Here is a 12194-nt window from a genome sequence, read left to right as displayed (position 1 = left end):
CTTATAAATGTTATAATAAAGGTGTTATAATTTGAAGTATTGTTATTTTTATATAATATAGGGGGGAAAGAGATGGATGATTTATTTTTAATATTGTTTTTTATATCTACATTAGCACTTATTATAGGCTTAATTAAACCTAATATTGTATTATCGTGGTCTCCAGCAGCCAAAAGAAATAGGAAATATGTGGCGATGTATTTTGGTATTGCAACAGTAGTATTTTTCATTTTATTTGGAGTAACTACACCTCCCACAAACGAGAGTGCTGTTAACAGCGAACAAATAGAGAGTGAGAATGAAGATAAAATAGAAAAAGAAGAAGAGGCAGCTAAGCTAGAGGCAGAAGAGCAAGCTAAGAAAGAAGCAGAAGAGGCAGCTAAGCTAGAGGCAGAAGAGCAAGCTAAGAAAGAAGCAGAAGAGGCAGCTAAGCTAGAAGCAGAAAAGCAAGCCAAGAAAGAGGCAGAAGAGCAAGCTAAGAAAGAGGCAGAAGAGCAGGCTAAGAAAGAGGCAGAAGAGCAAGCTAAGAAAGAAGCAGAAGAACAAGCTAAGAAAGAAGCAGAAACGATGTCACAGCAACAGGCAGTAATAATGGCTGAAGATTACCTAGATTATACTGCCTTTTCAAAAAGTGGCTTAGCAGAACAGTTAGTATTTGAAGGTTTTAGTAATGATGATGCTACTTATGCAGTAGAAAAAATCAATGTAGATTGGAAAGAACAAGCAGTTAAAATGGCTGAAGATTACCTAGATTATACTGCCTTTTCAAAAAGTGGCTTAATAGAACAGTTAGTATTTGAAGGTTTTAGTAATAATGATGCTACTTACGCTGCTGACAGTGTAGGTCTATAATAAAACTTTTCAACAATTTGAGAGTTAACCCTGCTAGTTCGCTTGGAGACCAAGGCGAAGTAACGTTGGCGTTAGTTCAAGAAGATATTTTTTACTTAAAAGGAGCTCTGGAATCTAATCCAAGCTCCTTTTAAGTGTCTGTTATTTTGTTTATCTTTAAATCCATTCCAATGAAGTTTCATCTATTAAAAGCTTGAGGAGCAGTTTATCTACAACGTCAATTTCTGTGTACTCCATATATTTAGCATAGTAAGAGATAATAACTCTTGCGCGTTTTGAAATAAGCCAATCCACCTTATCTGCATTGATATTCCTGGTTCAATAAATTTCATTACTATTTCCTTATTGTAAAACCAGTCTACCCATTAATAAATAAAACAATAAAAAAGAAGGTGCGAATTACCCTCAACCGAACGGGTCACTCTACACAGACAGAGGGGCTTTTTATTGTGAGTGAACCTCTAATAACATAAAACTTAAAAACTTTTCTTTCATGCCGATAATACTATTAGATTATCATTCGAAATATTTAGGGGGATTCATGATGGAGCGTCTGTCAACGGCGTCTGTCCCCGTACAGCATAGAATCACACACATTGATGGGGCAAATGGAGTACAACCAAAACAACAAAAGGCCGAAAAGGAAGTCATTAAAGCAATTACTTCTAGTGAAAATGAACAATCTCCCCCTTCAAGAGAGAAGGTTGAGGAAGCTATCCAAGGATTGAACGGGTTTTTGGAACCGGCCCATACCTCACTAAAATTTGAATTTCATGAAAAACTGAATCAGTATTATGTAACGATTATTGATGATAAAACGAGCGAAGTCGTACGGGAAATTCCTGCGAAAAAGCTTTTGGATACATATGCAGCCATGACGGAGTTTCTTGGACTGATGGTCGATAAAAAGATATAAAGGGTGATATAAATGAGAATCGGCGGACTGGCCAGCGGAATGGATATTGATTCAATCGTTGGCGAATTAATGAAGGCACAAAGGATGCCACTGGATAAATTAAAACAGAAAAGACAAGTGATTGAATGGCAGCGGGATGATTACCGCTCCATGAACAGCATGTTGTTAAACTTCAGGCAGGAACTGACGAACATGAAATTATCCACTGCCTACCGGGCGCGAACTACAAGTTCAACGAACACGGATCGTGTTACGGCAACAGCCAGCAGTGCTGCTTCTCAGTCATCTTACTCAATCAGCCGAGTTGATCAGCTCGCAAGTGCAGCAACAAGAATTACCAACGAAGGGATTTCGGCAGATTCAACAAATAAAATCGATGCATCCAAGTCCCTATACAGTCAGCAGGCGAAGCTGGACAGTACATCAGGTTTTACATGGTCTGAAGGAAGTGTTGGATCCAAAACAATTGCTGCTGATGGTACAAGCACTACCTTTTCGTTAGGTCTTAATGCAGGAGAGCAAATCCTCACTGCAGAAGCATCGAAAATGTCAGTAAAAGTAAACGGTGCAGCCTACCAGATCGTAACCGACCCTGCTGCCACACTGACCAGTAACCAGGTTCTCCTTGGAACTGATGGTTCTTTAACCTTTAGTAATGCTTTAGCGAAGGATTCCAGTATTAAAGTTGACTATATCACTGATCAAAAAGTGACCTCAAACACCTTAACCGCCGAAACCAGTGAATGGCAGCTTGGCGGGGGTATAACGGGTGCTAGTCTGAGCCTGCAAGTTGGAACAGCCTCGTATGTTACGAACGGTGCAGCTGATGCAGAAGGGTTTACGCAGCTTGTTGCAAATGGTGATCCGACCACTGTTCTTGGCAAAATCAATCTTGATACAGGGAAGGTCGTTTTTAACGAACCGCAAGCTGTTGGCACTGAGCTTAGTGCAACCTACAAACAGCAATATTCAGCTTTTAATATAACTTCGCAAACATCGAAGGGTGCTGTTAGTGAAAACTTCCTTGTGGCCTCTTCAGAATCGCTTAGCCAAGTTGTCAGTAAGGTGAACAGCTCAAATGCAGGTGTGTCAATGTTTTATGATAGCTTTTCCGATAAGGTTTCGCTTACCCGGAAAGAAACGGGTGACTTTTTAGCTGGAGCAGGAAACGAAATTTCTGCCACAGGCACGTTTGCAGCCGACCTGCTTAAATTTTCAGGCTCAACTGAAACAGGCGGCCAGAATGCTATATTCACGATCAACGGGCTACAGACGGAACGAAACACGAATACATTTACAATGGACGGCGTAACCTTCACACTAAAGCAAACCTTTACAGACGGGAACGCTGTGTCGATTAATGTCAGCAATGATACAACTAAAGTTTTTGATAATATTAAAGGGTTCATTGACAAATACAATGAATTAATCGATAAAATTTCAAAGAAAACGTCTGAGGAATATTACCGTTCTTATTCGCCGCTGACAGATCAGCAGCGTGAGGACCTGTCAGATAAACAGCAGGAAAAGTGGGAAGAGATGGCGAAAAGCGGCTTGCTGCGCCGAGACCCAATCCTTAGCCAGGCGCTGAGCGGCATGCGATCTGATTTTTACGCACCGGTCCAAAATGCCGACGTCAATCCGCTGTTTAATCAGCTTGCAAGTATCGGCATTAAAACAACCGCCAACTATTTGGAAGGCGGGAAGCTTCAAATTGATGAAGCGAAGCTGAAAAAAGCGATTGAAGAGGATCCGACATCTGTAGAGAATTTATTCCGTGCTACAGGCACAACGGATTCGGAAAAGGGAATTCTGCACCGTTTAACAGATACCACGAATGAAGCAATGAATAAACTCAAGGAGCGCGCTGGAAATACTTTTTCCACCAACCAGCAGTTTATGCTTGGCCGCCAGCTTTCCAATGTTGATAAGCAGATCAACAGGTTTGAGGATCGGATGAAGACAGTTGAGGACCGCTACTGGCGCCAATTTACAGCGATGGAAAAAGCGATTCAGAAGGCGAATAGCCAATCATCGTATTTAATGCAGCAGTTCTCAATGTAGACTTTTATGAAGAACATTTTTAACAAATAAAGAAAGCACGCAGTTTAAAAGGAGTGTACCTTGTGGCAATCAATAACCCCTACAAAAGCTATCAGCAAAACTCAGTTAATACCGCTTCACCGGGCGATTTAACTTTGATGCTGTATAACGGCTGCCTGAAATTTATCAGTATCGCCAAGCATGCGATCAGTGAAAAGCAGATCGAAACGAAGAACACGAATATCCAAAAGGCACAGAACATTATTCAGGAACTGATGGTCACCCTAAACATGGACCTTGACGTCTCAAAGGATATGATGTCATTATATGACTACATCAACCGCCGCCTGGTTGAAGCAAATATTCAAAATGACGTGGCTATTCTTGAGGAGGTTGAGGGGCTCGTAACAGATTTTCGCGATACGTGGAAGCAAGTGATCCAGATGAACCGCAAAAAGCAGTTTGAGCTTGGCGGCCGAGTCTAATGAGCGCTGTCCGTGAATTTCATCAGCTAACAACCGAATTAATCGATCTGCTTCAAATGAAAACGGACCGCGATGAAAAAATTCTTCAAGTAGAGGCGCTTTTGGAGCAGCGGGAGCAAGCGATGGTCAGAATCGTTCCTCCCTATTCTGACGATGAAAAAGCGCTCGGAAAATCATTGATTGACCTAAACCGCCAGTTAACCGGCTTGCTATCAAGGGAAAAGCTTTTGATTCAAAAGGATATGAAGGATTTAAGCAATAAAAAGGAATCGAACCTTAAATACACCAATCCTTATGAAAATGTGTCGGTTGACGGGATGTTTTATGACAAGCGAAAATAGGTGAAAGAGTGTTCACTTTAAAAGAGGAAACATTTGAACTAATCAAGAAGTACATGCAAATTTTACATACTGTAGAGGAAGCGTTTGAATTCATCTCTGAGGGTTATGAGGCCCATGATTTAACCGGTTCAGAAGAGCTGGTGAAAGATACCTTTAAGGCTTTCTCACAAATCATGGAAACTCATTTTCTCTTAGGCTATTACTTTAGGGATAAGCCAGCTGTATTAAATGTCCTGGCTGAATTTGAAGAGGTCGCCAAGCTGTCAGAACGTCTGCACAGCATGGTCGCCACTGAATGGGCAAAGCAGCAATTTATCCATGAACAACTGTACCCTGCCTTTATAGAGTGGAGCACAGCTGTTCAAAAAGAATTAAATCCATACATACAATCTTAACCGTCTGAAACCCAGGCGGTTTTTCTCATAATATCAGAATTTATATGATTCGTATTTTATGCGGGGAAGAGAAATGCAAATCAATTCCGCCCAAACTTCCTAAAAGAAGTGTGAATATTCAAAGGGTGTGAAAATCCGAAAAAGGATTTAAATTGTTTAATTGTGTGTGGAAATATCGCCAGTCACTCTTTACGATTGATGAAGGTTTGCGCGTTATTTTTCTGCTTTATTGGAAATGTTGATTTTTGTTCTCTGTTGATTGGAGCAGAAGGCGCTTGACTCCAGCGGGAGCAGCGGGACAGGAGAGACCCCACAGGCGCTTTAGCGCTGAGGAGGCTCACCGCCCGCCCCGCGGAAAGCAAGCGTCTGGAGCGGAGATCAACAGCACCGTTTCAGAGGATTAAGTTAAACCCATCACTTTTTCCAAGCCCGCAATAAAAGTTTGTCCAAACATCAGTCATATGTGTCCAAATTATGTAATAGATTGAACTATCAACCCCAAAACAGATGAATTCTCACAAAGCCATGGGAGACTAGGGTTTTAGGCATAATTCGACAGAATTAGCGGGCAGTCTATAAGGTTATTACTATGCCGACCTTGCAAAACGTCATTAATTCGTCAAAACTTATAGCTGTTTTTGCAGGAGATTGTTAGGGTAAAATAGAAATGTAACTACATAGCATTTTCAAAGGAGGAGTTCGCATATGGATTATAACATTCGTGGGGAAAACATTGAGGTAACTCCGGCAATTAGAGATTATGTCGAGAAAAAAATTGCCAAGCTTGACCGCTACTTTACAGAATCACCAAACGCAAACGTAAATGTTAACTTAAAAACGTTTCAAGATAAACGCTCCAAAGTGGAAGTAACAATTCCAATGCAAAACCTGGTCCTTCGTGCTGAAGAAAACCATGAAGATATGTACGCAGCAATTGACCTAATTACAGATAAATTAGAACGCCAGATTCGCAAGCACAAAACAAAGGTAAACCGCAAATTCCGTGAGAAAGCCAACATGGTGGATTTTGCTCCAATTTTTACTGAAGTAGATGAGCTTGAGGATCAAGATGAACTGGAAGTTGTCCGGACGAAGAGTTTTGATTTAAAGCCGATGGACAGCGAGGAAGCGATCCTGCAAATGAACATGCTGGGCCACAACTTCTACGTTTTCACTAATGCAGAAACGAACGATACAAACGTTGTATATAAGCGTAAAGATGGCCGCTACGGCTTGATTGAAGCTCATTAAAGCAAGAATGCAAGCTCGCAGTCACGTTGGCTGCGGGCTTTTTATTTGTTCAGCGTACTATAAAAGTTCCAGGTTGTGGATAGTCGCAGGTATTGTCATCATCCAGGTCCAGCGTACTTCGCCCACCTCCCTATGATAAGTCAACATCGAATCGCGTTCGCTCTTCGTGTTTCCTTTATCTCAGTCGGTGTGCTTCAGTCCATACGCCGTTTTACGGGCGCTTACGCTTTTGTTCTTATTCTAAACCTAAAAATGATATAGTAGTAGAAAAGGGTAGGAAAGGGTTATACATATGAAGCATCTCAATATCTTTATTGCCTTTTTTCGGTCGGGGATTCTTGGGTATGGCGGCGGACCGTCGTCGATTCCTCTCGTTCACAAGGAAGTGGTTGAAACGTTTAAATGGATGGATTCTGATGAATTTGCCGATGTATTGGCGCTCGGAAATGCTCTTCCAGGACCTATTGCCACGAAAATGGCCGGATACATCGGATACCGCGTTGGCGGGCTTTCTGGCATGGTTGTAGCCCTTACAGCGTCAGTCCTGCCCACAGTGATTCTCATGATTATCCTGCTTACAGCTCTAAATACCTTCAAGGATAAACCGTGGGTCAGCGGAATGTCGAGTGCTGTCATCCCTGTTGTTGCGGTTATGCTCGGAAAGCTGACCTGGGATTTCTTCAGCAAATCAGGGAAATCAAAGCTTGGCTGGATGTGGTCACTCCTGTTTGTCGCCGGAAGTTTGCTGCTGTTAGAGGTAGTTAATGTTCACCCTGCGATGATCATTTTTGCGTTATTGCTGGGGGCTCTTTTGAAAAAGAATTCCCCTGCCGAACAGGAGGGGAGCTCATCGTGATTTATATCCATCTGTTTTTGGCCTTTTTCATTCCCGGAATTCTTGGGTATGGCGGCGGGCCTTCTTCTATTCCGCTTGTTGAAAATGAAGTGGTTGACCGCTATGAATGGCTGTCTGTAAAAGAGTTCAGTGAAGTGCTTGCGATGGGCAATGCTTTGCCTGGCCCGATTGCCACGAAAATGGCTGGCTATATCGGCTATGACCAGGCCGGGATTACAGGTGCGGTCGTGGCGATTTTTGCTACAGTGGCTCCATCCTTGATCTTGATGATTAGCCTCCTGAGCCTGCTTATGAAATACAAGGAGTCGCCTAGGGTAAAAAGAATGACGATTGTTGTCAGGCCGATTATCGCTGTACTTCTCGGAATTATGACTTACGATTTCTTTTTCACATCTTATGAGAGCGTTGGAATGCTGCAAACAGTGTTTATTGGTGGAGCGAGTTACATATTGATGGAAAAGTTGAAGGTTCACCCTGCCTATGTGATTGCAGGTGCACTTTTGTATGGCGGCATTTTTTTAGGCTAAGAGGGAGGAAGAAAAGTGACATTTTCAATTGTAGGATACGATGCAAAGGAAAAAGAGTGGGGCATTGCGGTTCAATCTAAGTTTGTCGGCGTTGGTGCTGTTGTTCCATTTGCAAAAGCAGGTACCGGAGCAGTAGCAACTCAGTCCTACGCTAATACTTCCTACGGACCCCAAGCGCTAGAATTAATGGCGGCAGGGAAGTCAGCAGAAGAGGCGATGGAACTTATCACGAAAGATGATGCAGACAAGGAGCTTCGCCAGGTTGGCCTTATTGATGCATCTGGAAATCCGGCTACTTTTACAGGAAGCAAGTGCTACAACTGGGCAGGCGGTGTTACAGGAAAGAATTTTGCAGCGCAGGGTAATATTTTGGTAGATGAAAAAACAGTTCAAGCGATGGCGGACACGTTTATCGAAACAGAAGGCAGCCTTGCCGAGCGTCTCCTCTCAGCTCTTAATGCGGGACAGGAAGCTGGCGGGGACAGCAGAGGCGAACAGTCAGCTGCACTCTTAGTCGTCAAAGAAAAGGGCGGCTATGGCGGCTTTAATGACCGGTACATTGATTTGCGTGTTGATGATCATGCTGAGCCAATCACTGAGCTGATTCGTGTCTTCAGGCTTCAGCAGCTTTACTTCGCTCCATCCAAGCCAGAGAACGTTGCTGCAGTTGAAGGGTCGCTTAAAGAAGAGCTTACAGCCAACCTTCTAAGGCTGAATTATTTAAAAGCAGAGCTTGAGAATGATGAAGAATTATACAAAGCTTTAACAGCTTATATTCATACAGAGAACTTTGAAGAACGTGAGCAGGAAACAGGAAAAATTGATTTGGAAGTTTTAGAGTTTATGAGAAAGCAATAGAATGCAAAGCCACCTTTTCTGAAAAAGAAGGGTGGTTTTGTCGTTGTGGCGGTTGTTGCGTTTTTTGTGGCGCCTCAGCTGCAGTTTGTTTCGGCACAGGTTGTAAAAGTTTCGACTTTTTTGAAGAAAAAACATAGCTGATTTAAGAAGATTCTATTGTCAAACATTGCCTTCCTAGCACCGTCAGTTGTCACCCTATATTGGAAGTGGTAAAATTGTAGAGGGAATTATCGAATTTTTTTAAAAGGGATTTGCAAGGCACGAAGCGAATTTCTATTATCTCGAGTCCATGTTTACTAACAGGATATTTTTAAAAAATCAACTATCATCTTTATCTCTTTAGTTTGAATAGATAAAAAGGAGCGTCATAATGGGGATTTTAAATAAAATTTTCGACCAGAATAAGCGCGAAGTGAAACGCCTAGCAAAGCTGGCTGACCAAATTGATTCACTTGCTGTGGATATCGAAAAGCTATCCGACGAGCAGCTTAAAGGAAAAACAGAGGAATTTAAAGGGCGCTATGAAAAAGGAGAAACTCTCGATGAGATCCTTCCTGAAGCTTTTGCTGTAGTCCGTGAAGGAGCTCGCCGTGTGCTTGGTCTTCATCCTTATAAGGTTCAGTTAATGGGTGGTGTGTCCCTCCATGAAGGAAATATCTCTGAAATGAAAACCGGGGAAGGTAAAACGCTGACGGCGACGATGCCGGTTTATTTAAATGCGTTATCCGGAAAAGGTGTACATGTTATCACGGTCAATGAATATCTTGCCAGCCGTGATGCCCATGAAATGGGACAATTATATGAGTTCCTTGGCCTAAGTGTCGGCTTGAACCTGAACGGAATGTCTAAGGAAGAAAAACAGGCTGCCTATGCTGCTGATATCACATACGGAACAAATAACGAATATGGTTTTGACTACTTGCGCGACAACATGGTGCTGTACAACAACCAGAAGGTTCAACGCCCGCTTAATTATGCTGTTATTGATGAAGTTGACTCCATCCTTATTGATGAAGCGCGGACACCGCTGATTATTTCAGGTACAGCTCAAAAGTCAGCACAGCTTTATGTCCAGGCAAATGCATTTGTCCGTACGCTGAAAAAGGATGAGGACTTCACATATGATGAAAAAACAAAAGGCGTCCAGCTGACGGAAGAAGGAATTACGAAGTCTGAGCGCGCTTTTGGGATTGAAAATTTGTTTGACATCAATCACGTTACCCTTAACCACCATATTAACCAGGCGTTAAAAGCCCATGCAAGCATGCACTTGGATGTGGATTATGTGGTTCAGGATGGCGAAATTGTCATCGTTGACCAGTTTACAGGCCGTTTGATGAAAGGCCGCCGCTACAGCGAAGGTCTCCATCAGGCCATTGAGGCGAAAGAAGGCCTTGAAATTCAGAACGAAAGCATGACTTTGGCAACGATTACGTTCCAGAACTACTTCCGCCGCTACGAAAAACTGGCCGGGATGACCGGTACAGCGAAGACGGAAGAAGAAGAATTCCGGAATATCTATAATATGAATGTAGTTGTCATTCCAACGAATAAAGAAATCATTCGAGATGACCGAGCTGATTTGATTTACGCTTCAACAGAAGGGAAGTTTCGCGCTGTTTGTGAGGACATTGCCGAGCGTAATGAAAAGGGCCAGCCTGTGCTCGTAGGTACAGTCGCAATTGAAACCTCTGAATTGATTTCAAGATATTTAACGAAAAAAGGCATTCGCCATAATGTATTAAATGCGAAAAACCATGGCCGTGAAGCTGAAATTATTGCAGAAGCAGGCACAAAGGGCGCGGTTACGATCGCAACAAACATGGCCGGCCGCGGTACAGACATTAAGCTGGGCGAAGGGGTCGTCGATGTTGGCGGGCTAGCTGTTATTGGTACAGAACGCCATGAAAGCCGCCGGATTGATAACCAGCTTCGCGGACGTTCTGGACGTCAGGGAGACCCTGGTGTAACTCAATTCTACCTTTCAATGGAAGATGAATTAATGCGCCGTTTCGGATCGGACAACATGAAATCAATGATGGAGCGCCTTGGAATGGATGATACCCAGCCAATCCAAAGCAAAATGGTTTCCAGAGCGGTTGAATCAGCACAGAAACGTGTTGAGGGCAACAACTTTGATGCTCGTAAGCAGCTCCTTCAATATGATGATGTTCTCCGCCAGCAGCGTGAAATTATTTACAAGCAGCGGAATGAAGTCCTTGATGCAGAGAATTTAAAAGAAATTGTTGAGCAGATGATTATCTCTTCTCTTGAGCGCAATGTGCTTGTCCATACTCCTGCCAGTGAAGATGAGGAAGAGTGGAACCTTGAGGCCGTTATTGATTATGTGAATGGAAACCTTCTTAATGAAGGTGATATTACAATAGAAGATATCCGCGGTAAGGATGGCCAGGAAATCATTGAAACAATTCTTGCAAAAATAAAAGAACGGTACAATGAAAAGGAAGAACTGCTAGGAACGGAGCAAATGCGCGAATTTGAAAAAGTTATCGTACTTCGCGCGGTCGATTCAAAATGGATTGACCATATTGACCAAATGGATCAGCTTCGCCAAGGTATCCACCTGCGCGCTTACGGACAGATTGACCCGCTTCGTGAGTACCAGCAGGAAGGCTTCGCGATGTTTGAACAGATGGTTGCGTCCATTGAAGAATATGCTGCCAAGTACATCATGAAGGCTGAAATCCGCAATAACCTTGAGCGCCAGGAAGTGGTGAAAGGCCATGCGGTTAACCCGAAAGAAGAGGGCGGCAAGCCAAAGAAAAAACCAGTTACGAAGGTAATGGATGTCGGCCGCAATGACCCATGTATTTGCGGCAGCGGCAAAAAGTATAAAAACTGCTGCGGGAAAGTGGAATAGCAGTATTTCGGGGTGCCTGGGAGGATGACTGCCCGGGCATTTTCCGGAAAAAGGGCTATTAAAAGCGCCCGTCTATCGGCGACAAGCTTAAGACGAGCGCTGACAGTAGGCGTTTTTGCCTTCCGAAGCAATTGCTTCAGACCTCGTAGCCCGCTTTTCCAGGAGAGCCGGCGGGATGCCGACTCTCCTTTTAACTATTAATGTCTTTTAGAAGCCTCTTTTTTAAAAGATTGTTGTTCTTGCATGAGTTGTGAGAATAAAGGTTGATTGGAGCTGTAGATGCGAGACTCCTGCGGGATCAGCGGGAGGCCACTGAATATCTCCTGATTTTAAGTTTTCCTCAGGAGTCCTGATATGAAAAGTTGGCTTTTTATTCCGTAACTTGGAAATAATTCGGCAGTTTTCTTATTGAGTTTTATCCTTAGTTAGGTTTGGTAGTACCAGGTTGATTGGAGAAGAAGGTGTGAGACTCCTGCGGGATCAGTGGGACAGGTGAGACCCCGGAAGTGCTTTAGCACTGAGGAGGCTCACCGCCCGCCCCGCGGAAAGCGAGCATCCTGGAGCGGAAATCAACCGGTTTATTTAACAAAGCTATCCTTAAAGCACTTTTTGAGTGGCCTTATCAGCGGTACAGGTGAGACCCCACAGGCGCCATTGCGCTTCCGAAGCTCACCGTCCGCCCCGCGGAAAGTGAGCATCGGAAGCGGAAATCAACGACTGCTTGTTAAATAGCAACAAAGTTTGCAAAGTTATGACCTTAAGGTTTGAACACATATAATAGAAGATAAC

Annotated in this window: 11 protein-coding genes; all 11 read left to right on the top strand. The window is 43.3% G+C overall.

Annotated features, from left to right (window positions below; all coding sequences use genetic code 11):
* Nucleotides 1–72 precede the first annotated feature (72 nt).
* Complete coding sequence (locus HRJ06_RS03355; RefSeq protein WP_174728852.1) at nt 73–852, top strand: Ltp family lipoprotein; 780 nt, start codon at nt 73–75, stop codon at nt 850–852.
* Between the two features lie 541 nt (nt 853–1393).
* Nucleotides 1394–1768, top strand: a complete 375-nt coding sequence (flaG, locus tag HRJ06_RS03350; RefSeq protein ID WP_174728849.1) for a flagellar protein FlaG — start codon at nt 1394–1396, stop codon at nt 1766–1768.
* A gap of 12 nt (nt 1769–1780) precedes the next feature.
* A complete protein-coding gene (fliD, locus tag HRJ06_RS03345) occupies nt 1781–3832 on the top strand; it encodes a flagellar filament capping protein FliD (protein WP_174728846.1) in 2052 nt (683 codons plus the stop codon).
* A gap of 62 nt (nt 3833–3894) precedes the next feature.
* Entirely contained in the window at nt 3895–4296 is a 402-nt protein-coding gene (gene fliS, locus HRJ06_RS03340; RefSeq protein WP_174728843.1) for a flagellar export chaperone FliS, read from the top strand.
* Complete coding sequence (gene fliT / locus HRJ06_RS03335; protein WP_174728840.1) at nt 4296–4637, top strand: flagellar protein FliT; 342 nt, start codon at nt 4296–4298, stop codon at nt 4635–4637. The genes fliS and fliT overlap by 1 nt, the downstream gene beginning before the upstream one ends.
* 8 nt (nt 4638–4645) lie before the next feature.
* Complete coding sequence (locus HRJ06_RS03330) at nt 4646–5032, top strand: DUF8042 domain-containing protein (RefSeq protein WP_174728837.1); 387 nt, start codon at nt 4646–4648, stop codon at nt 5030–5032.
* Nucleotides 5033–5737: 705 nt separating this feature from the next.
* Complete coding sequence (gene hpf / locus HRJ06_RS03325) at nt 5738–6283, top strand: ribosome hibernation-promoting factor, HPF/YfiA family (protein ID WP_174728834.1); 546 nt, start codon at nt 5738–5740, stop codon at nt 6281–6283.
* Nucleotides 6284–6575: 292 nt separating this feature from the next.
* Nucleotides 6576–7139, top strand: a complete 564-nt coding sequence (locus tag HRJ06_RS03320) for a chromate transporter (RefSeq protein ID WP_174728831.1) — start codon at nt 6576–6578, stop codon at nt 7137–7139.
* Complete coding sequence (locus tag HRJ06_RS03315; protein ID WP_174728828.1) at nt 7136–7666, top strand: chromate transporter; 531 nt, start codon at nt 7136–7138, stop codon at nt 7664–7666. The genes HRJ06_RS03320 and HRJ06_RS03315 overlap by 4 nt, the downstream gene beginning before the upstream one ends.
* Nucleotides 7667–7681: 15 nt before the next feature.
* Nucleotides 7682–8524, top strand: a complete 843-nt coding sequence (locus tag HRJ06_RS03310) for a DUF1028 domain-containing protein (RefSeq protein ID WP_174728825.1) — start codon at nt 7682–7684, stop codon at nt 8522–8524.
* 367 nt (nt 8525–8891) lie between these two features.
* Nucleotides 8892–11405: a preprotein translocase subunit SecA gene (gene secA / locus HRJ06_RS03305; RefSeq protein WP_174729315.1), complete on the top strand. Its 2514-nt coding sequence runs from the start codon at nt 8892–8894 to the stop codon at nt 11403–11405.
* Nucleotides 11406–12194 lie beyond the last annotated feature (789 nt).

Source organism: Mesobacillus harenae, from assembly GCF_013343715.1.
Taxonomy (GTDB): Bacteria; Bacillota; Bacilli; order Bacillales; family Cytobacillaceae; genus Mesobacillus_A; species Mesobacillus_A harenae.
This window is presented reverse-complemented; position numbering and strand designations above follow the sequence as displayed.